The sequence below is a fragment of the Agromyces mediolanus genome, assembly GCF_014648575.1.
GTDB lineage: Bacteria > Actinomycetota > Actinomycetes > Actinomycetales > Microbacteriaceae > Agromyces > Agromyces mediolanus.
In genome coordinates this window covers 70,439-90,025 of sequence record NZ_BMRJ01000005.1, presented here as the reverse complement: position 1 = coordinate 90,025, position 19,587 = coordinate 70,439, and the positions used below count along the sequence as shown (strand labels likewise).

Annotated in this window: 19 protein-coding genes and 1 tRNA gene; 13 read left to right on the top strand and 7 right to left on the bottom strand. The window is 71.6% G+C overall.

Features of this window, described 5'->3' with window-relative positions:
* Window positions 1-60: 60 nt before the first annotated feature.
* Both IEY71_RS16390 and IEY71_RS16385 read left to right on the top strand, forming a co-directional pair.
* Window positions 61-133 (top strand) — tRNA-Asn (locus IEY71_RS16390).
* 113 nt (window positions 134-246) lie between these two features.
* A complete protein-coding gene (locus tag IEY71_RS16385) occupies window positions 247-414 on the top strand; it encodes a hypothetical protein (protein ID WP_189086450.1) in 168 nt (55 codons plus the stop codon).
* A 64-nt stretch (window positions 415-478) separates the two neighbouring features.
* Here the strand turns inward: IEY71_RS16385 and IEY71_RS16380 are convergent, their stop codons facing one another.
* The 6 genes from IEY71_RS16380 to IEY71_RS16355 form a co-directional block, all read right to left on the bottom strand.
* Window positions 479-1,015, bottom strand: coding sequence for a gluconokinase (locus IEY71_RS16380; RefSeq protein WP_308426166.1), 537 nt, complete (start codon window positions 1,013-1,015; stop codon window positions 479-481).
* An 88-nt stretch (window positions 1,016-1,103) separates the two neighbouring features.
* Window positions 1,104-2,744 (bottom strand): amidohydrolase, encoded by a 1,641-nt coding sequence (locus IEY71_RS16375; RefSeq protein ID WP_189086449.1) that lies wholly within the window; start codon window positions 2,742-2,744, stop codon window positions 1,104-1,106.
* Between the two features lie 22 nt (window positions 2,745-2,766).
* Window positions 2,767-3,618 carry an ABC transporter permease gene (locus IEY71_RS16370; protein WP_189086448.1) on the bottom strand — a complete coding sequence of 284 codons (852 nt, stop codon included), beginning with the start codon at window positions 3,616-3,618 and terminating at the stop codon, window positions 2,767-2,769.
* The gene (locus tag IEY71_RS16365) at window positions 3,615-4,571 is read right to left on the bottom strand and encodes an ABC transporter permease (RefSeq protein ID WP_189086447.1); all 957 of its coding nucleotides are present in this window, start codon (window positions 4,569-4,571) and stop codon (window positions 3,615-3,617) included. The genes IEY71_RS16370 and IEY71_RS16365 overlap by 4 nt, the downstream gene beginning before the upstream one ends.
* 5 nt (window positions 4,572-4,576) lie before the next feature.
* Entirely contained in the window at window positions 4,577-5,728 is a 1,152-nt protein-coding gene (locus IEY71_RS16360) for a polyamine ABC transporter substrate-binding protein (protein ID WP_189086446.1), read from the bottom strand.
* Between the two features lie 20 nt (window positions 5,729-5,748).
* Window positions 5,749-6,840: an ABC transporter ATP-binding protein gene (locus IEY71_RS16355; protein ID WP_189086445.1), complete on the bottom strand. Its 1,092-nt coding sequence runs from the start codon at window positions 6,838-6,840 to the stop codon at window positions 5,749-5,751.
* Between the two features lie 164 nt (window positions 6,841-7,004).
* Between IEY71_RS16355 and IEY71_RS16350 the strand changes: the two genes are divergently transcribed.
* Window positions 7,005-7,733, top strand: a complete 729-nt coding sequence (locus IEY71_RS16350) for a FadR/GntR family transcriptional regulator (RefSeq protein ID WP_189086444.1) — start codon at window positions 7,005-7,007, stop codon at window positions 7,731-7,733.
* Between the two features lie 28 nt (window positions 7,734-7,761).
* Here IEY71_RS16350 and IEY71_RS16345 read toward each other — a convergent pair whose 3' ends face one another.
* Window positions 7,762-8,751 (bottom strand): LacI family DNA-binding transcriptional regulator, encoded by a 990-nt coding sequence (locus tag IEY71_RS16345; protein ID WP_189086443.1) that lies wholly within the window; start codon window positions 8,749-8,751, stop codon window positions 7,762-7,764.
* Window positions 8,752-8,908: 157 nt separating this feature from the next.
* Between IEY71_RS16345 and IEY71_RS16340 the strand changes: the two genes are divergently transcribed.
* From IEY71_RS16340 to IEY71_RS16295, 10 genes are all read left to right on the top strand, one after another.
* On the top strand, window positions 8,909-10,582 hold the full coding sequence (locus tag IEY71_RS16340) for an amidohydrolase (RefSeq protein ID WP_229781811.1): 1,674 nt from the start codon (window positions 8,909-8,911) through the stop codon (window positions 10,580-10,582).
* Window positions 10,583-10,641: 59 nt separating this feature from the next.
* Window positions 10,642-11,556 carry an ABC transporter substrate-binding protein gene (locus IEY71_RS16335; RefSeq protein WP_189086442.1) on the top strand — a complete coding sequence of 305 codons (915 nt, stop codon included), beginning with the start codon at window positions 10,642-10,644 and terminating at the stop codon, window positions 11,554-11,556.
* A 5-nt stretch (window positions 11,557-11,561) separates the two neighbouring features.
* The gene (locus tag IEY71_RS16330; RefSeq protein ID WP_189086441.1) at window positions 11,562-12,587 is read left to right on the top strand and encodes an amino acid ABC transporter permease; all 1,026 of its coding nucleotides are present in this window, start codon (window positions 11,562-11,564) and stop codon (window positions 12,585-12,587) included.
* Window positions 12,584-13,348, top strand: a complete 765-nt coding sequence (locus tag IEY71_RS16325; protein ID WP_189086440.1) for an amino acid ABC transporter ATP-binding protein — start codon at window positions 12,584-12,586, stop codon at window positions 13,346-13,348. The genes IEY71_RS16330 and IEY71_RS16325 overlap by 4 nt, the downstream gene beginning before the upstream one ends.
* Before the next feature lie 241 nt (window positions 13,349-13,589).
* Window positions 13,590-14,636, top strand: coding sequence for an ABC transporter substrate-binding protein (locus IEY71_RS16320; protein WP_189086439.1), 1,047 nt, complete (start codon window positions 13,590-13,592; stop codon window positions 14,634-14,636).
* A complete protein-coding gene (locus IEY71_RS16315) occupies window positions 14,633-15,403 on the top strand; it encodes an ABC transporter ATP-binding protein (RefSeq protein ID WP_189086438.1) in 771 nt (256 codons plus the stop codon). Before IEY71_RS16320 ends, IEY71_RS16315 begins: the two co-directional genes overlap by 4 nt.
* A complete protein-coding gene (locus IEY71_RS16310; RefSeq protein WP_189086437.1) occupies window positions 15,400-16,281 on the top strand; it encodes an ABC transporter permease in 882 nt (293 codons plus the stop codon). Before IEY71_RS16315 ends, IEY71_RS16310 begins: the two co-directional genes overlap by 4 nt.
* An 11-nt stretch (window positions 16,282-16,292) precedes the next feature.
* Window positions 16,293-17,297: an Ldh family oxidoreductase gene (locus tag IEY71_RS16305; protein ID WP_189086436.1), complete on the top strand. Its 1,005-nt coding sequence runs from the start codon at window positions 16,293-16,295 to the stop codon at window positions 17,295-17,297.
* Complete coding sequence (locus tag IEY71_RS16300) at window positions 17,294-18,625, top strand: acyl-CoA thioesterase/bile acid-CoA:amino acid N-acyltransferase family protein (RefSeq protein ID WP_189086435.1); 1,332 nt, start codon at window positions 17,294-17,296, stop codon at window positions 18,623-18,625. Before IEY71_RS16305 ends, IEY71_RS16300 begins: the two co-directional genes overlap by 4 nt.
* 63 nt (window positions 18,626-18,688) lie before the next feature.
* Entirely contained in the window at window positions 18,689-19,570 is an 882-nt protein-coding gene (locus tag IEY71_RS16295; RefSeq protein ID WP_189086434.1) for a DUF1684 domain-containing protein, read from the top strand.
* Window positions 19,571-19,587: the final 17 nt, after the last annotated feature.

Below are 19,587 nucleotides of genomic sequence, written 5' to 3'. Positions count from 1 at the left end.
TTCGCTCGGATTGGGAGAGTGGGCGCGGCTTTGCTAGAGTAGTCGTCGCTGAACAAGCGATCCTCCATAGCTCAATTGGCAGAGCAATCGGCTGTTAACCGATAGGTTCTTGGTTCGAGTCCAAGTGGGGGAGCATCTGCGGCCCGGTCTCTTCGGAGGCCGGGCCTTTTTCGTTGTTCCGTGCCACGCTTATGCGCCCTGGACCGTCCGTCGTCTCGGCGGCTACGGTGCTCATGAGGAGGCACCATGGCTGAGGAACCGATCGAACCCGCGCTGGATCTGGCCATCGAGCGGGCGCTGGAGGCGGCGAGCCTGCGCTCCGGCGACGCGTTGAGCGGGGTCACGGCGAGCGTCACCGAGCCGCCCGAGCTATCCGCCGCCGAGAACGGCGACGCGGGCGGCGACGCGGACTGAACGCGCGGAGCGCCGACGGTCCCGCGCCGCGCCAGAGCACTCAGCGGCGGCGAGTCAGGAGCAGTCAGAGCCCGAGCTGCGCGATCGTCTGCTCGACCACGTGCTCCGGAGTGCCCTGCGCATCGATCACGAGGCCGGATTCGCCGGCGCCGAGCGGTTCGAGCGTCTCGAACTGCGAGTCGAGCAGCGTCGTCGGCATGAAGTGCCCGGTGCGCTGACCGAGTCGTTCGGCGATGAGCTCGCGGGGTCCTGTGAGGTGCAGGAAGACGACGTCGGGGCGCGCCAGCCGTTCGCGGTAGGCGCGCTTGAGCGCCGAGCAGGTGATCACGGCGGGGCGGTCGGCGTCGAGGTGCGCGTCGATCCAGTCCGCGATCCGGTCCAACCACGGCTCGCGGTCGTCGTCGCTCAGCGGGATCCCGCTCGCCATCTTGGCGACGTTCGCGTCCGGATGCAGCCGGTCGCCCTCCTGGAAGTCCCAGCCCAGCCGGTGCGCGATGAGCTCGGCGAACGTGGTCTTGCCGCTTCCCGAGACGCCCATGACGACGAGCACGGGACCGCGCCCGGTGCGGGCCGAGCCCGCGTCGGACGAAGCGTGTGGCACGAGGTTGATGATTCTCCCTTCCGGCCGCGAGGCCGGGGATCTGCTGCTGGTGAGGTGCGTGCACGACGCCGACTGCGGCGCCAAGACGCTACCCCCGCTCGAAGACGACCGCACCCCGCGCGAGGGTGGTGTCCGCCTGCACGGCGTGGAGCTCGGCATCGGGCACCTCGCGCAGCTCGGCGTCGAGGAGCACGAGATCCGCGAGGAGGCCCGCTTCGATGCGGCCGCGCAGCTCGTCCTGACGCACCGCGTGCGCCGCGCCGCTCGTGGCCGCACGCAGCGCGGAGTCGCGCGACAGGGCTTCGTGCGGCAGGAACGGCTCGGTCGAGTCGCCCGGGTAGCTGCGGTTCACGGCGACGTGGATCCAGTCGAAGGGGCTCGGCGTGGTCACGGGCCAGTCGGAGCCGAAGGCGAGCGGCACACCCGCGAGCTCGAGCGAGCGGAAGGCGTAGTGGTGGTCGTGCAGCGAGGCGTCGAGGAAGGGCAGCGTCATCTCGACCATCTGCGCGTCGGCCTGCGCCCAGTAGGGCTGCACGTTCGCGATCACCCCGGCGTCCGCCATGCGCGAGATCAGCCCGGGGTCGAGCAGCTGCAGGTGCGCCAGCTGATGGCGGCGGTCGCGGGCGGGATTCTGCCGCTGCGCGGCCTCGATCATCGCGAGCACCTCGTCCGTCGCCCGATCGCCGATGACGTGCGCGTGCAGGTCGAAGCCGGCCCGATCGAGCTCGACGACGACGGGGGCGAGCTCCGCCGGGTCGAAGAAGGTGATGCCGCGGTTCGGCTCCGCCGAGGCGCCGTGCTGCCCCGAGGGGTCGAGGTAGGGCACGGACACGGCGCCGGTGAGGGTCTCGCAGACGCCGTCGTACATGATCTTCACGCCGCTGGCGCGGAACCGCTCGTCGCCGGCGAAGGCGGCGCGCCGGGCGATGAGCTCGTCGAGGGCGCCCGCGGGGTCGCTGCGGGGCAGCCAGAGGTTCCCGGTGACCTGCCCGAGCAGGGCGCCCGAGTCGATCGCCCGGCGGTAGCTGCGCTCGACGTCGGTGGTCGGCACGAAGTCGCCGACGATGGCCTCCTGCCAGCCCGTGATGCCGAGGGAGAAGAAGCGCTGCTGGCCGGCGAGGAGGCCGGCGAAGCGCGTCTCCTCGTCGAGCGGCGGGATGAGGTCGGCCACGAGCAGCATGGCGCCCTCGTGCAGCAGCCCGCTCGGGGCGCCGGACGCGTCGCGCTCGATGCGGCCGCCATCCGGATCCGGGGTGCCCGCGGTGATGCCGGCCCGACGCAGCGCGGCGGAGTTGACCCACGCGCTGTGACCGTCCTTGTTCGAGAGGTACGCCGGGCGCTCGCCGGTCAGCCGGTCGAGCTCGACGAGCATCGTGGCGGTGTCGGCGAAGTGGTCGAGCGACCAGCCCCGGCCGACGATCCACGGCTCGTTCGGCATCCGCCGGCAGTAGTCGTCGATGAGCTCGAGCGCGTGGGCGCGCGAACGGCTCGACGAGAGATCGCAGCGGGCCAGCTCGATGCCGGACTCCACGAGGTGCACGTGGGCGTCGGTGAAACCGGGCAGCAGGCTGCGCCCCGCCGCGTCGAGCACCTCGCCGGGCGCGGAACCGAGCTCCGCCATCGGCACCACCCGGGCGATGCGCTCGCCTTCGACGGTGACGGCGTGCCGCTGGTCGCCGCCGTCGAGGAGCGGCAGGGTGCAGTCGACGATCGTCAGCTTCGCGGTCATCGGATGATCCTTCCAGGCGTCGTCATTCGGAGCCGACCAGCGCGCGAGCCGTGCTCGACGCCGATCCTCCTCGGGCGAGGACGGCTGCCGCCAGGGCGAGCAGCGCGAGGGTGGCGATGAGCATCACGGCGGCCATCGCCGCGAGCTCCGGGCGCAGGCCCGAGCGCAGCGAGCTCAGCACGTACACGGGCCACGGCGTGTTGCCCGTGGTCTGCACGAACGCGGAGATGATCGTGTTGTCGAGGCTGAGGGTGAAGGCCATCAGCGCGCCGGCCCCGATCGCGGGCGCGAGCTGCGGCAGCAGGATCTGCCGGAAGCTGTTCCAGCGAGAGGCGTAGAGGTCCTCGGCGGCCTCGGTGAGCGCCGGGTCGAGGGCCCGCACCCGGCCGCGCACCAGGAAGGACACCACGGCCGTCGCGAAGAGCGAGTGGCCGATCGCGAGCCGGAGGATGCCGTCGTTGAGCGGGGCGATGCCCCAGTCCACGCTGAGCGAGGTGAGCCAGGGCATCAGCGAGACGGCCTGCACGATCTCGGGGGTGACCAGCACGAGGGCGAGCACGCCGACGATCACCGAGACGACGGTGCCGGTGCGGACGCCGATGGCGACGCCGAGCGCCGATCCGAGCAGCGTCGCGAACAGCGTCGCGACGACGCTCGAGCGGAGCGAGACGCCCACCGCGTGCAGGATGTCGGGGGAGCTGAACGCCGTCTGATACGCGTTCACCCCGAAGCCCTCCCACGCGCCGAGCAGACGTCCCGAGTTGAACGAGTACACGAGGATCACGAGGAGGGGTGCGAAGAGGAAGAGCAGCACCAGGATCCCGAAGATCCGCAGCGACAGGTTCGTGGCGCGGTCGCGCGTCGTGCCCGTCATGCCGGCACCTCCGTTCCGGTGCGTGCGGCCGTCGCCGCGGCCGCGGTTCGTTCGATCGGCAGCCGGCGGCGGGCCCGGAGGATCGCGCCGCAGACGATGCCGACGGCGCCCACGAGCACGACGCTGAGCAAGGTGATCAGGATCAGGGTCACGCTCATCGCCGACCCGAGCGCCCAGTTCTGCCCCTGCTGGAACTGGCCGGCGATCATCTGCCCGACCATGTTGCCCTTCGCACCGCCGAGCACCTGGGCGGTGATGTAGTCGCCCATCAGCGGGATGAAGACGAGCACGACGCCGCCGACGATGCCGGGGGCCGCGAGCGGCAGCGTCACCTGCCGGAACGTCCCCCAGCGCCCGGCGCCGAGGTCCTTGCTGGCTTCGCGCAGCGCCGGTGTGAGCCGTTCCATGGCGACGAAGATCGGCAGGATCATGAGCGGCAGGTAGTTGTAGACCACGCCGAGCTGCACCGCGCCCTTCGTGTAGAGCATCGAGAACGCGGCGTCGACGAGCCCGAGCTGCCGGAGCAGCACGGTCACCGGGCCCTCCGGCGCGAGCAGGATCTGCCAGCCGAGGGTGCGGATGAGGAAGTTCGTCCAGTACGGCACGAGCACGAGCGCGAGGACCACGTAGCGCCACTTCGGCGTCACCTTCACCGCGAGCCAGTACGAGAAGGGCACGGCGATCAGCACGCAGATGAGCGTGCCGATCACCGCGATCTGCAGGGTGTTCGCGAAGGTGAGCAGGAACGCCCCGCTCAGCGCCTCGCCGTAGCGGTCGAGCGAGAGCACGGAGTTGTCGTGCGTGCCGTAGAGGCCGGGCTTCTGCCCGAAGCTGTACCACACGACGACCAGGATCGGGACGATGAAGAACACCAGCATCCAGATCCCGCCCGGCACCGCGAGCAGCGTGGAGGACCCGCGCGGCCCGCGCCCGGAGGTCCGTGTTCTCGCCATCCGGCTCATGCCCCCGCGCGCGCCTTCATCTCGGCGACGATCTCCATGCGGGTCTGCTGCGCGGCGTTGATCTGGCCGGTGTACATGCGCTGCTTCTCCTCCTCGCTCGGGAAGATCATCCCGAGCAGCGGCGCGTCCGCGGCGGCGAGCTGAGCCTCGGCGGCGCCGATGCCGGTGCCGTAGCCGACGTACTCGGTGTTGCGCACCGCCTGCTCGAGGCCGAGGGAGTAGTCGATGAACTCGTAGGCCGCGTCGACGTTCTTGGCGCCCTTGACGATGGCCCAGTTGTCGGTCCAGAGGTTGGTGTCGGGCGTGGGCAGCACCCACTTCCAGCGGTCGGGCTCGGAGCTCGCCATGATGCCGCGCCGGGCTTCGCCGTTCCAGGTGTGCACGAGGGCCTGCGAGCCCTGCGGGATCGCACCGCTGCCGGGCGCCGAGTCGAAGGCCGAGATGTGCTGGGCCAGCTCGTCGACGAGGAAGGTGCGGATCTTCGCGAGCTCGCCCTCGTCCTGGGTGCTCTGGTCCCAACCGCGGGCGAAGCAGAGGATGGCGCAGATCTCGCCCGGGTCGTCCGCGAGCGAGGTGCGGCCGCTGGCCTCGTTCTTCGCCGCGTCGATGAAGTCGTCCCACGAGACGAGCTCGCGGGTGATCACGCGGGTGTCGTACGCGAAGCCGGTGGTGCCCCAGTACTTGGGCACCGTGTAGGTGTTGTCCGGGTCCCATGCCTGGCCGAGGAAGGCCGCGTCGACGTTGCCGAGGTTCTTGAGGCGGCTGAGGTCGAGCTTCTCGAGCAGCTGGTTCTCGGCCATCTGCGGCACGAAGACGCCCGTCGGGATGACGATGTCGTACCCGCTCGTGCCGCGCGCGGCGACGAGCTTGGCGATCATCTCCTCGTTCGAGGAGTAGGAGTCGATCGCGACGCCCGGCGCGAAGCCCTTCACGTTCTCAGGCGCGTCGTAGCCCGACCACGAGTAGACGCGCATGGTGCCGGAGCCGCCGCCCGAGCCGGAACCGCCGCCGTTGGCCCCGTCGGGCGCGCAGGCGGCGAGCGCGAGCGTCGCGCCGGCGCCGACGACGCCGGTGAGGAAGAGCCGGCGGGTGAACTCGGCCTCGCGGGAGCGCGGGACGAGGATCTTGGGGATGCGGTGCTCGGTCATGGTCGTGCGCTCCTTCGAGGTCAGGCTGCGGATGCCGCGGGGAAGACCGCGACGTGGTCGGGGGACCAGCTGGCGAGGACCCGCTCGCCGGGGCTGAAACGCTGGGGCTCGGTCACTCGGGCGGAGCGGGTCACCAGGGTGCGCCCGGAGGCGGCGCGGATCACGTACTGGCGGCTGTCGCCGAGCGTGTTGACGGCTTCGACGACGCCGGCGCAGGCGTTCACCGGGATCTCCGCCGACTCGGGGCGGAGCGTGATCGCCTCCGGTCGGATCGCGACGGTGGCGGCGGCTCCGGCCGGGGGCGCTGAGGCGGGCAGGAACCGGACGCCGTCAGCGTCGACGAGCACGCCCGCGTCCGTGCGCACGTCGTCGAAGAAGTTCTGCTGCCCGACGAAGCCGGCGACGAAGCGGGTGGCGGGCCGCTCGTACACGGTCTCGGGCTCGTCGAGCTGCTCGATGCGGCCGCCGTTCATGATGGCGACGCGGTCGCTCATCGCGAGTGCCTCTCCCTGGTCGTGGGTCACGAAGAGGAAGGTCGTGCGCAGCCGGGTCTGGATCAGGCGCAGCTCGATCTGGACCTCTTCGCGCAGCTGGCGGTCGAGCGCGGCGAGCGGCTCGTCGAGGAGCAGCACGCGGGGGCGGTTGACGAGGGCGCGGGCGAGCGCGACGCGCTGCTGCTGCCCGCCCGAGAGCTGCGCGGGCTTGCGGTCGGCGAAGCGGTCCAGGCGCACGAGCTGCAGGGTCTCGGCGACGCGCTCGGCGATCTCGGCCTTGGCGACGCGCCGCTGGCGGAGTCCGTACGCGACGTTGCCGGCCACGGTGAGGTGCGGGAAGAGCGCGTAGGACTGGAAGACCGTGTTGACCTCGCGCTTGTTCGCGGGGAGTCCGCCGATCTCCGCGCCGTCGAGCAGGATGCTTCCGGAGTCGGGCTGCTCGAAGCCGGCGATCATGCGCAGCGTGGTGGTCTTGCCGCAGCCGGACGGACCGAGCAGGGAGACGAACTCGCCGGGGCGCAGCACGAGGTCGAGGGAGTCGACGACGGTGCTGCCGCCGAATCGCTTCGTGACCCCTCGCAGTTCGAGGGTCGAACCGCCGCTCGCGTCCGTGCTCATCTCGTTCTCCCGTTGCGTCGTTGGAACTCAGGCCCTCGTGAGCGTCCAGCGGGGGAGCGATCAGTCCGGGGATTCTGATTATGGTTATATGTAGGTCATATTTCAAATCCGATCGAAACGGGTCCGACATTACTTCGTCACCGACAGTCCGAGATAATCGGGGGATGGATGCAGCGTCGCCCGGGTCCTCCGCCCTCCACGAGCGAGTGATCGAGACACTCGGCGCCGAGATCGTCTCCGGGCGGCTCGCGCCCGGTTCGCGCATCCTGACGACCGAGGTCGCGGAGCGCTTCGGCGCGTCTCGCTCGGCGCTCCGCGAGGTTGTGCGGGTGCTCGAGTCGATGGGGCTCGTCGAGGTGCGACGCCGGGCCGGCGTCGAGATCCTGCCGAGCGAGCGCTGGAACCCGTACGACCCCCGGCTGATCCGGTGGCGCCTCGCCGGCCCGGAGCGCCTCGACGTACTGCACGCCCTCTCGCAGCTGCGCAGCGGGGTGGAGCCGCTCGCGGCCGGCCTCGCGGCCCAGCACGCGACGGCCGAGCAGCGCGCCGCGATCTTCGCGGCGGTGACCGGCATGGCGGAGCAGTCCCGCGAGGCCGACGGGGCCCCGTACCTCGACCACGACATCGCCTTCCACGCCGCGGTCCTGGATGCCTCGGGCAACCACTTCTTCGCCGCGCTCGGCCCGGTGATCGGCGAGGTGCTCCGCGGCCGGACCGCCCACGACCTCATGCCGCACGAGGCGAATCCGGCGGCCCTCCGCCTGCACCAGGAGGTCGCCTTCGCGGTCGCCGAGGGGCGCGCCGAGGATGCCTCGCGCGCACTCGCCGAGATCGTGACGGAGGCGGACCACGCCGTGCAGACCGTCGTCGCGGCGGCGAGCGGCCGGGACTGACGGCGCCCCGCGCGCGGCGCGGCTCGGCTCAGGTGCCGCGCACGATGAGCGGCGCCGGGAGCTGCTCGATGCGGGGTGCAGCGGGCCGGCCCGGCTCGCGCAGCAGCGCCGCCATCATGCGGGCGGCGTGCATGCCGTAGCCGTAGGGGTTCAGATCGATCGCCGAGATCGGCGGCGTGTGGAACTCCATCATCGTGCTGTCGACGCCCGAGACGAGCGGGAATCCGCCGTCGGGGGAGCGGCCCATGGTGCGCAGCAGACCGGCGATGCGAGGGGCGACCGCGTCGCCTGCGACGAAGAGCCCGTCGCACGGGACCGGGGCACCGAGCTCCTGCCCGAGGAGCTCCAGGATCTCCTCGTTGCTCTGCCTCGCGCTGATCGCGATGACCGCGGGGTCGATGCCGTGTTCGGCGCACCAGCCGCGGTAGCTGGCCTCGATGGTGCGGCTCCACTCGGAGACGGACTCGATCGTGAGGAGCCCGGGGCGAACGGCGCCCCGGGCGACGAGATGCCGCAGGCTGTCGCGGGTGGCGGCCGGGGCATCCGCCTCGACGACGCCCCACGGCGCCTCGGCCGAGGCCGGCGGGGGGTCGATGCAGACCGTCGCTCGGCCGCTGCGCAGCAGCTCGAACATGCCGAGATCGTCGGAGTGCGGTTCGACGACGACGAAGCCGTCGACGTCCGGGAAGTCCCGCACATGTCCCGTGTCGCCCGCCGAGGGCAGGAGGAGAGGCGAGAGCTCGGTGTCGGCGAACCCGGCCACGATCCCGCGCATGATCTCGGCGAAGTAGAGCGAGTACTCCATGACGGTCGAGGGGAAGTAGACGCCGATGGTGTTGGTGCGGCTCAAGCGGAGCGCCTGGCCCGTACGGTTCGGCCGGTAGCCGAGCTCCTCGGCGGCGCGGCGCACCTCTTCGCGCGTCTGCTCGGACACCCCGGGCTTGCCGTTCAGCGCCATCGAGACGGCGGCGGCCGAGATGCCGAGGTGTCCTGCGAGGTCCTTGAGTGTCGTTCCCACGCCTGCCTTCCGGGGTGCCGAGGTCGAACTGCGGGGACCGGACGGCGTCGTCGAACGCGTTGACAATGCCGGTGCCCGTCAATAGGCTACCCGTCATTCCTTAAACGATTAAGTTCGCCGGAATGCCAACGGTTGTCAGAGTACCAAGGAGTCAGGGTTGACCGACGCACTCGATCTCGCGTTCACAAACGGCGCGCTGTTCGACGGAGAGCGCTACCACGCAGGGCCCACGCACGTGGGGGTCTCCGGCGGTCGCATCGTGCTCGTGGGCGAGGAGGTGCTCGCCGCGATCGGACCGGACACCGAGGTGGTCGAGCTCGACGGCCGGCTGCTGCACCCCGGCATGAACGACGCGCACGTCCACCCCGTCGAGGCCGGCATGGAGATGCTCGGCTGCGACCTCTCGGAGGGCTACACGCGCGAGGACTACCTGGAGCTCGTGCGCGACTACGTCGAGCGCAACCCCGACGTCGAGTGGATCGTCGGGGCCGGCTGGCAGCAGGCCGCCTTCCCGGGCGGCGCGCCGCTCGGCGCCGACCTCGACGCGATCTGCGCCGACCGCCCGATCATCCTGTCGAACCGCGACCACCACAGCGCCTGGGTGAACGCCGAGGCCCTGCGCCGCTGCGGCATCGACCGCGACACCCCCGACCCGGCCGACGGCCGGATCGAGCGCGACGCCGCGGGGGAGCCCACGGGCACCCTGCACGAGGGCGCGCGGATGCTGGCGCTCCGCCACGCGCCGGAGCCGAGCTTCGACGACATGTACGCGGGATTCCGCGTCGGCCAGCGGAAGCTCGTCGGCTACGGCATCACGAGCTGGCAGGACGCCCTGATCGGCCAGTACGGCAACCACAGCCCGCTCTTCTACGACGTCTACCGCCGCGCCGAGGCGCGCGGCGAGCTCATCGGCCGGGTGAACGGCGCGCTCTGGTGGGAGCGTTCGCTCGGGCTCGAGCAGATCCCGGCGTTCCTCGAGAAGCGCGCCGCCGTCGCCGGCGGCCGCTTCCGCGCCGACACGGTGAAGATCATGCAGGACGGTGTCGCCGAGAACCAGACCGCCGCGATGATCGAGCCCTACCTCGTGCCCGGCCGCGAGTGCCGCCACAGCGACAACAGCGGCATCGCCTTCGTCGACCCGGCGAAGCTGCCCGAGTACGTCACCGAACTCGACCGGCTCGGCTTCCAGGTGCACTTCCACGCGCTGGGGGACCAGGCGGTGCGCGGCGCGCTCGACGCGATCGAGGCCGCCCGGCGGGCGAACGGCCCGGCGTCCACCACGATGCACCTGCTCGCGCACATCCAGATCATCAACCCCGCCGACGTGCCGCGCTTCGCCGAGCTCAACGCCTCGGCGGACATGCAGCCGCTCTGGGCGAGCTACGACCCGCAGATGGTCGAACTCACCGTGCCCTTCCTCGGCGAGGAGCGCGTCGGGCACCAGTACCCGTTCGGCTCGCTGCACCGCGCCGGCAGCCACCTCTGCGGCGGCTCGGACTGGCCGGTCACCTCCGCCGACCCCTGGCTCGGCATCCACGTCGCCGTCAACCGGCGGATGCCCGAGGGTCATCCCGACTACAACCCGCGCGTGTTCCTCGAGGAGGAACGCCTCGAGCTCGACGTCGCCCTGCGGGCCTACACGCTCGGCGGGATCGAGGCGAACGGCCGGCACGAGGAGCTCGGGCGGATCGCGCCCGGGCAGCTCGCCGACCTCGTCGTCGCCGACCGGGACCCCTTCGCCGCGCCCGTCGCGGAGCTCCACCTCACCCGGGCGGCGCTCGTGTACGTCGACGGCGCCCTCGTGCACGCCGCGGACGCCGTCCCCGCCTGACCCCCGTCTCACCGCACCACCGACCTGCCCCATCCATCCCCCCAACCGAAGGAACTGAAATGAAGAAGCGCCTCATCGCCGCGGCCGCCCTCACCGCGCTCGCCCTGAGCGGCTGCACGGCCGCGGCCGACGCCGAGCAGCAGGCCGCGGAGGGCGGCACCGCCTCGGCGAACTCGGCCGTCGACCTCTCGAAGATCGAGAAGAGCGAGGCGGCGGCGAAGCTGCTGCCGGCCGACATCGTCGAGCGCGGAACGTTCGTGCTCGCCGTCGACGCGACCTACCCGCCGAACGAGTTCAAGGACGACGCCGGCAACCCGATCGGGTGGGAGGTCGACCTCATGAACGCGGCCATCGTGAAGCTCGGCCTCGAGCCCAAGAACGAGATCTCGAAATTCGAGAACATCATCCCGAAGATCGAGCTCGGCACGTACGACTCCGGCATCGCCGGGTACTACGACACCGTGAAGCGCCAGGAGAACTTCGACATGGTCGACTTCTTCCTCGCCGGCAACCAGTTCGGCTCGCTGAAGGAGAACCCGATCAGCGACGAGCTCGACATCTGCGGCCAGAAGATCTCGGTGCCGAACGGCGGCTCCGCCCCGCTCTACTACCTCCCCGAGGTCGAGAAGCGTTGCGCCGCCGAGGGCAAGGGCTCGATCGAGGTCATGGGCTACGACACGACCGACGAGATGGTCGCCGCGGTGACCCTCGGCCGCGCCTTCGCGTTCGTCGCCGACTCGCCCGTCGTGAGCTACGCCGTGAAGAACAGCGGAGGCAAGCTCGTCGCCTCGGAGATCTACGAGACGCTCCCCGCCGGCGCACCGTTCAAGAAGGGCAACGACGAGCTCGTCGCCGCCTTCGCGGCCGCCGTGCAGGAGCTGCACGACGACGGCACCTACGACGAGATCCTCGAGTTCTGGGGCGTCGAAGCCGGGCGTCTCGACGCCATCACGGTCAACGCCGGCACCGAGTAGTCCGCGTGTCCGAGATCACCCGCGCCGTCCCGGTGGCGCGCCCGAAGCCGATCCAGGCGGTGCCGCTGCGGCATCCGTGGCGGAACCTCCTGGCCTTCGCGCTCATCTTCCTGCTGCTCGCGTTCATCATCGACGCCGCGCAGCGGGAGGCGTACGACTGGCCCGCGTTCGCGCTCTACCTGTTCGACGTCCGGGTCATCCAGGCGGCGGGCGTGACGCTCGCCCTGACCTTCCTCGCGATGATCGGCGCGGTCGTCGTCGGCATCGTGCTCGCGGTCATGCGCGAGACCGACAACCCCGTGCTGCGGGCGATCGCCTGGGGCGTCATCTGGTTCTTCCGCGGCACCCCGGTGTACGTCCAGCTCGTGTTCTGGGGCCTGCTCAGCTCGATCTACCAGACGATCAACCTCGGCCTGCCGTTCATGGAGCCGTGGCTCGTGCTGGAGACCGCGGACGTGATCCCGCTGTTCTGGATCGCCGTGCTCGGGCTCGCGCTCAACGAGGCCGCGTACATGGCGGAGATCGTGCGGGCCGGGCTGCTCTCCATCGACCCCGGCCAGACGGAGGCCGCCTCCGCGCTCGGCATGGGCTGGTGGCTCACCATGCGGAAGGTCGTCATCCCGCAGGCGATGCGCGTGATCATCCCGCCGACGGGCAACGAGGTCATCTCCATGCTGAAGACGACCTCGCTCGTCACGGCCGTGCCGTTCAGCTGGGATCTCTACACGCGCACGCGGGACATCTCGGCGGCGACGCTGAACCCGATCCCGCTGCTGCTGGTGGCCTCCGTCTGGTACCTGTTCTTCACCTCGATCATGATGATCGGCCAGAGCCGGCTCGAGAAGCACTTCTCGCGCGGCCAGCTCGGGCACGGCGCGACGCCGAAGCGCCGCAGGCGCCAGGATCGCGCCGATCGGGCCCCGGTCGTGCTCGCGAGCCCGGAGACCGTCGCCGCACCGAGCGGCGCGGGCGCACCGGAGGGCGCGGGGATGTCGGACGTCGCGGGGATGACGGAAGGAGACGCTCGATGAGCGACATCAAGGTCAGCGCGCAGGAGGTGCACAAGTCCTTCGGGGACACGCACGTGCTCAAGGGCATCGACCTCGAGGTGCGTCGCGGCGAGGTGAGCTGCCTGCTGGGCCCGTCCGGCTCCGGCAAATCGACGTTCCTGCGCTGCATCAACCACCTCGAGTCGATCGACTCGGGCCGCATCGAGGTCGACGGCACGCTCATCGGCTACCGCGAGCACGGGGAGCGGCTGCACGAGCTGAAGCCCGCCGAGGCGGCCGCGCAGCGCGAGAACATCGGCATGGTGTTCCAGCGGTTCAACCTGTTCCCGCACATGACCGCGCTCGAGAACATCACCTGCGCCCCGGTCTTCGTGAAGCGCGCCCAACGCTCGGAGGCGCGGCAGCGCGCGATCGAGCTGCTCGAGCGGGTGGGACTCGCCGACAAGGCGGATGCCTACCCGCGCGAGCTCTCCGGCGGGCAGCAGCAGCGCGTCGCGATCGCCAGGGCGCTCGCGATGACCCCCGACCTGATGCTCTTCGACGAGCCGACCTCGGCGCTCGACCCGGAGCTCGTGGGGGAGGTGCTCGACGTCATGAAGTCCCTCGCCGAGAGCGGCATGACCATGATCGTCGTGACCCACGAGATGGGCTTCGCCCGTGAGGTCGCCGACACGGTGACGTTCATGGACGGCGGGGTCGTCGTCGAGCACGGCACCCCGGAGGAGGTGCTCGTGCGGCCGCAGCATGGGCGCACGAAGGCGTTCCTCTCGAAGGTGCTGTGAGCGGGGCGGCCCGGATCGGGACTCGTGCGTCCGATCCGGGCCGTGTCGTCGCTGCCGGGTCGCGGGGCATCCACCGTGAAGGAACGTTCCACCGCGTGACCCAATGTGACATGCGCGCCAGCCTGGGCCGCGCGCGATCGGTAGATTCCTGAGTGACCGCTCCACGCGCCGGGCCCGCCCCGCTGGAGCGGTTCGCCGTCGGGCCCCCGCCCACGGTCATCCCCCGATCCTGGAGTTTCACATGCGCACTCGCCGCCGTCTCGTCGGAGGCCTCGCCCTCCTCGCCAGCGCCGCCCTCCTCACCGCATGCAGCGCGGGCGGCGGAGAACCGGCGAGCGAGACCGCCGAGGACGCCCCGAAGATCACCTTCCTCTACTCGCCGTACGCCGACTACGCGCCGTTCTTCCTCGCGGAGGAGAAGGGCTACTTCGAGGACGCCGGCGTCGACGTCGAACTCATCTCGAAGAGCGGCAGCTCGGGGGAGACCTACCAGCAGGTCTCCACCGGCAACATCGTGGCCGGCGGCGCGACCTGGGGCGCGGGCCTTTTCAACGCCACGAAGGCGGGGGCATCCCTGTCCGTCATCGCGAGCGTCTCGCGCATCCCCGAGTCCGGCAAGAACCCCTCGCCGCTCCTCGCCTCCGAGCAGTCCGGCATCACCGAGGCGGAGCAGCTCAAGGGCAAGAAGATCGGCATTCCCGGCGATGGCGGCTTCGGCATCTACTCGGTGCACCTCGCGCTCGAGTCGGCCGGCCTCTCGCTCGACGACGTCGAGCTCGTGAACCTGAGCCCGGGCGACATCCCGCCGGCGCTCGCGAACGGCTCCATCGACGCCACCTGGTCGATCGAGCCCATCTCCTCCGCGGTCATCGCCCAGGGCCTCGCTCACGAGATCCTCGACGTCGACTACCAGGCGGGCGTCGAGCTCGGCGCCCTCGTGTTCAACACCGACTACGTCGAGAAGCACCCGGCTGCGGTCGTCGCCTTCACCTCCGCCTACCTGAAGGCCGTGCAGGAGCTCGCCGACGGCGGCTGGCAGGACGCCGACGACCAGGCGGTCATCGCCGAGTACACCGACCTCCCCGTCGAGACGCTCACCTCCATCGGCCTCACCGTGCAGGACCCCGAGGGCGCCATCGACTGGAAGGACGTCGCCCGCCAGGAGGCGTTCTTCCGCGACCGCGGCGCACTCGAGTTCCAGGGCGACTCCGGCATCGAGCAGGTGTTCCGCGCCGATCTGCTCGAGCAGGCCTCGGCCGAGGCGAGCTCGGCGGCCGCCTCGAAATGAGCGGCATCTCCGTCCAGGGGCTCTGGAAGGCCTACCCGAGCGCCGAGGACCGCGATGAGGTGCTCGTCGCGCTCGAGGACGTCTCGCTCGAGGTCGGCGAACGCGAGTTCGTCTGCGTGCTCGGGCCCTCCGGGTGCGGCAAGAGCACCCTGCTGCGGATCGCGGCGGGGCTCGAGAAGCCGAGCCTCGGCACGGTGGAGACGCAGAGCCGTCCCTCGGTGGTCTTCCAGGAGCACGGGGTCTTCCCGTGGCTCACGGTCGCCGAGAACGTCGCCTACCCGCTGCGCCTCCGCCGGGTGCCTCGGGCCGCGCGCCGCGAGCGCGTCGCCGAGCTGCTCGAGCTCGTCGGGCTGACGGAGTTCGCGGGGTACTACCCTTCCCAGATCTCGGGCGGCATGCGCCAGCGCACCTCGGTGGCGCGCGCCCTCGCGGACGACGGCAACGTCCTCCTCATGGACGAGCCCTTCGGTGCGCTCGACGAGCAGACCAGGGTCGCGCTGCAGCAGGAGCTGCTGCGGATCTGGGAGCAGACGGAGAAGTCCGTGCTCTTCATCACCCACAGCGTCGACGAGGCGCTGACCCTCGCCGACCGGGTCGTGGTGATGTCGCACCGGCCGGGTCGCATCATCGCCGAGGTGGAGATCCCCTTCGGCCGGCCGCGCGACATCATCGAGCTGCGCCGCGATCCGCGGTACGGCGAGATCACCTACCAGCTGTGGAACCTGCTCGAGGGCGACACGGCGGCCGCGGAGGCGGTGGCGCAGTGAGCACCGACACGCAGACGTCCGACACCCAGGCATCCGCCGCCCGAGCGGGCCTCGGCCCGGCCGTCACCGCCGCCGATCGCGAGGAGATCCGGGCGCGGCTCGCGTCCGCGGTGCAGGCGGAGCGCGGCTCGCCGTGGAACCGCCGGATCGGCCCGTACACGCCGCTGCTGCTGCTCGTCGCGTGGGAGGCGCTCAGCCGGCTGGGCGTCCTCGACGCCCGCTTCTTCCCGGCGCCGACGGCGATCGTCGAGACCTTCGTGAACCTGCTCGTTTCGGGGCAGCTCGTCACGGACATCCTGATGACCCTGTCGCGCATCGCCGTCGGCTTCGTGCTCGGCGCGATCCCGGGCGTGCTGCTCGGCCTGCTGCTGGGCTCGGTGCGCTCGGTGCGCCTGCTGCTGGAGCCGGTGTTCTCGAGCCTCCTGCCCATCCCGAAGGTCGCGATCTATCCGCTGCTCCTGCTGATCTTCGGACTCGGCGAGACGAGCAAGTACGTCATCGTCGCGATCGGCGTCTTCTTCTACCTCTTCTTCAACACGATGAGCGGCGTCATGCAGACGCCGCCGCTGTTCGACGACGTCGCCAGGGCGAACGGGGCGTCGCGCATCCAGCGCCGGCTCACCGTCTCGCTGCCGTACGCGCTGCCCTCGATCTTCACGGGCATCAAGCTCGCCACCGGCGGCGCGTTCGTGATCATCGCGGCGTCCGAGTTCGTCGGCGCGCAGAGCGGGCTCGGCTACCTCATCTGGAGCTCGTGGTCGACCTTCGCGGTCTCGAAGATGTACGTCGGCATCGTGACGATCTCGGCGCTCGGCTACGGGGCGACCGCACTCGAGGGCTACCTCGAGCGCCGGCTCGTGCCGTGGGTGAAGTACTGAGCGGGGCCGGGATGTCGCACCACCTCGACGCCGGCGCCGCGCAGGCGCTCGTCACCGGCCGGCTCCGGGAGCACTCGCCCGAGACGTCGGCGGCGGAACTCGCGCTCGCCTCGCGCTGGCTCGTCGAAGCGGAACTGCTCGGGCTGCCGGACTTCGGGATCGGGATGCTCCGCCGGGACCTCGACCGCCTGGCGGCCGCCTCGACCGCAGTCGCGCCGGCCGAGCCCTCGGGCCCGGTCTCCGACGCGCCGACGGCGAGCATCGACGCCACCGGGCGGCCCGGCATCCTGGCGCTCGCCCGCGCGACCGTGGCCGCGGCGCAGCGCGCGACGACCCACGGCTCGGCCATCGTCGGCATCCGGGGCGCGGGCGCGCTCGGCGTGCTCGGCCTCGCCGCCCGCGAGCTGGCCGAGCGGGGCTTCGTCGCGTTCCTCGCGGCACAGGCGCCGCCGATCGTCGCGCCCTGGGGCGGCACGCAGCCCGTGGTGGGCACGAATCCCATCGCGATCGCCGTGCCCCGGCCGGACGCGTCGCCGCTCGTCGTGGACTACGCCACGGCGCCCGCCACGATGGCCGCGCTGCGCCGCCACCGCGCGGACGGCAGCCGACTGCCGGCCGGGCTCGCGATCGACGTCGACGGCGCCGAGACGACGGATGCCTCGCGCCTCGCCGCGCTCGTGCCGGCGAGCCTGCTCGGCTCCCTCACGGGGCTCGTCGTGGAGCTCCTCGCCGGCGTCGTGACGGGCGGCCGCGGAGCCGCCGACGGCACGCGGGGAGCCATCCTGATCGCCGTGGACGCCCGCGGGACCGGTGCGGCGGACGTCGCCGCCGGCGCCGCGCGGCTCGCGGAGGACTGGCGGGCGGCGGGCGGCCACCTGCCCGCGCGATTCGACGCCCTGCCGACCCGGGCGAGCGCGCTGGCCGAGCCGCCCGCACCGGCCGGCACGGTCGCGCTCGACCAGCCGACCGCGGACTGGCTCGGACTCGGCATGACCGCCACGGACGGCGCCCGATGAGCGGGGGGCTCGAGCTCCGGGTCGATCCGCCGGTGGCGCCGCTCTGGCAGCGCCGTGCGATCACCGTCCGGGGAGCCGCGCCAGGGGCGCTCGTCACCATCCGGGCGACGACCCGTCGCAGCGGCGGTGATTGGGCGGCGCAGGCGAGCTATCTCGCCGATGCGGACGGCCGAATCGATCTCGACCGCGACGCGCCCGTCTCGGGGGACTTCCGCACCGCCGACGCGATGGGCCTGTGCTGGGCGCAGCGCCGAGAGCCCGGCACGAGCGGCCCCGCGGAGCCGCTCGACGTCGGCGAGTCCCTCGTCACCCGGCTGCATGCCCGGGAGGAGCCCGGCACGGGCCTCCCGGAGCTCGGAGATACGGGGGCGAGGGGAGCCGAGGCGCACGCCGAGCTCGTGCAGCAGCTCCTCGTGCCCGGAGTCGAGCGGCGTGAGCTCCGGCACGACGGGCTCGTCGGCACGCTCTTCCGCCCGACCGGACCGGGACCGTTCCCGACCGCCATCGTGCTGAACGGCTCCGGCGGCGGCATCAACGAAGCGCGGGCTGCGCAGTACGCCGCGCGCGGCATCCAGGCGCTCGCGCTCGGCTACTTCCGTGCACCCGGCCTGCCCGAGTACCTCTCGCGCACCCCGCTCGAGTACTTCGAGCGGGCGATCGAGTTCGTGCGCGACGGGCTCGACCCCGCGGGCGGGGCGCCGATCGTCACCGGGCAGTCGCGCGGCGGCGAGCTCTCGCTGTTGCTCGCGGCGAGGTTCCCCGAGCGGATCCTCGCGATCGCCGGATTCGTGCCCGGCGCCTACGTCTTCGGCGCGCAGGGCGCGGCCGATCCGGCCGAGGGCTGGGACGGACCGAGCTGGACCCACGGCGGGGAGCCCCTCGAGCACCTCTGGCACGACAACGCCGAGGTCGAGTGGCAGCCCTGGAACGATGAGCCGCCGCCGACGCGGCACGCCGATGTCTACGTGGACGGGCTGCGCGACCGCCGGCTCGCGCTCGCCTCGCGCATCCCGATCGAGCGCTTCGCCGGACCGGTGGCGTTCGTGTCCGGGCTCGACGACCGGGCGTGGCCGTCGAGCGGCGCATCGCGGATGGCCCTCGCGAGCCTCGCCCGCCACGGGCACCGCGCCGAGCGCCTGCACCTCGACTACGAGGACGCCGGGCACGGCATCGGCCTGCCGCACCTGCCGAGCACCGACATCGAGCGCGTGCACCCGGTCTCCGGCGTGCGCTACTCGAACGGCGGCACCCCGCGGGGCAACGCCCGCGCGGGCGCCGACTCCTTCGAGCAGATCTGCGCCTTCATCCACCGCGCGGCCGCCGCCTGAGGGCTGCCGCCGGCTGCCCATTCTGCATCCCACGCCCCACCACGAGAGAAGGAACCACCTCCGATGCCAGCGATCGAACACCTCGAGGGACAGTGGCGCGAGTGGCGCCACGCGCGCGTCGCCGAGCTCGCCCGGCCCTACGGCTGGACCGCGCTCGTCGCCCAGTACTGGCTCACCGACGCTTCGCGGGACGAGACGTTCGAGCTGCTGCCCGGCACCTGGTCGGTGGAGCAGGGGCGCATCATCTACACCCCGCCGGTCGCGGGCCCGAACCTCGTCGTCGACGGCGAGTACCCGAGCGGGCCCGTCGAGATCCGGCCGGGCCGGAACCAGACCTACGGCCACGGGTCGAGCGCTCCCGTCTACTTCGGCCGGAGCGAGGTCGAGACGATCGTGCGCACGAGCGACGGCGGCGACCCGCTCTACGCCATCCGCGTTCGTGACCCCGAAGCGTCGGCGGGCGTCGACCTCTCGGGGTTGACCGCCTACGACTACGACCCCGCCTGGCGGCTCCCCGCGAGCTTCACGCCGGCCGCGCGCGAGGACGTCGAACAGCCCACCGTCGAGACGGGCGTGCGTGAGACGACCGCGCGCATCGGCACGCTGCGCTTCGAGTTCGACGGGCGCGGCTACGAGCTCGCGCTCATCGGCAAGGACACCGCGCACGGGGTGCAGCCGGTCGCCCACCTCCGCGACCTCACGAGCGGGCGCACCACCTACGGCGCCGGTCGCGTCGTCGAGCTGCAGTTCGCCGACGAGGCGGGTGAACGCATCGACGTCATCGACTTCAACTACCTGCACGCCCTGCCCTGCGCGTTCACGAACTTCGTGACCTGCCCGGTGGTGCCGCAGCAGAACCACCTCGACTTCGAGGTGCTCGCCGGCGAGCAGCGACCCGCCACCGACATCGCGCGCGTGCTCACCTTCGAGGCCCCGGCCGCCTGAGGCCGGCCACCGGCGCC

Coding starts and splice junctions, on each gene's coding strand:
- IEY71_RS16300 (WP_189086435.1), top strand. CDS start 17,294: ATGAGCGGGGGGCTCGAGCTCCGGGTCGATCCGCCGGTGGCGCCGCTC.
- IEY71_RS16305 (WP_189086436.1), top strand. CDS start 16,293: ATGTCGCACCACCTCGACGCCGGCGCCGCGCAGGCGCTCGTCACCGGC.
- IEY71_RS16365 (WP_189086447.1), bottom strand. CDS start 4,571: ATGGCGAGAACACGGACCTCCGGGCGCGGGCCGCGCGGGTCCTCCACG.
- IEY71_RS16370 (WP_189086448.1), bottom strand. CDS start 3,618: ATGACGGGCACGACGCGCGACCGCGCCACGAACCTGTCGCTGCGGATC.
- IEY71_RS16325 (WP_189086440.1), top strand. CDS start 12,584: ATGAGCGACATCAAGGTCAGCGCGCAGGAGGTGCACAAGTCCTTCGGG.
- IEY71_RS16320 (WP_189086439.1), top strand. CDS start 13,590: ATGCGCACTCGCCGCCGTCTCGTCGGAGGCCTCGCCCTCCTCGCCAGC.
- IEY71_RS16315 (WP_189086438.1), top strand. CDS start 14,633: ATGAGCGGCATCTCCGTCCAGGGGCTCTGGAAGGCCTACCCGAGCGCC.
- IEY71_RS16385 (WP_189086450.1), top strand. CDS start 247: ATGGCTGAGGAACCGATCGAACCCGCGCTGGATCTGGCCATCGAGCGG.
- IEY71_RS16295 (WP_189086434.1), top strand. CDS start 18,689: ATGCCAGCGATCGAACACCTCGAGGGACAGTGGCGCGAGTGGCGCCAC.
- IEY71_RS16360 (WP_189086446.1), bottom strand. CDS start 5,728: ATGACCGAGCACCGCATCCCCAAGATCCTCGTCCCGCGCTCCCGCGAG.
- IEY71_RS16335 (WP_189086442.1), top strand. CDS start 10,642: ATGAAGAAGCGCCTCATCGCCGCGGCCGCCCTCACCGCGCTCGCCCTG.
- IEY71_RS16375 (WP_189086449.1), bottom strand. CDS start 2,744: ATGACCGCGAAGCTGACGATCGTCGACTGCACCCTGCCGCTCCTCGAC.
- IEY71_RS16350 (WP_189086444.1), top strand. CDS start 7,005: ATGGATGCAGCGTCGCCCGGGTCCTCCGCCCTCCACGAGCGAGTGATC.
- IEY71_RS16355 (WP_189086445.1), bottom strand. CDS start 6,840: ATGAGCACGGACGCGAGCGGCGGTTCGACCCTCGAACTGCGAGGGGTC.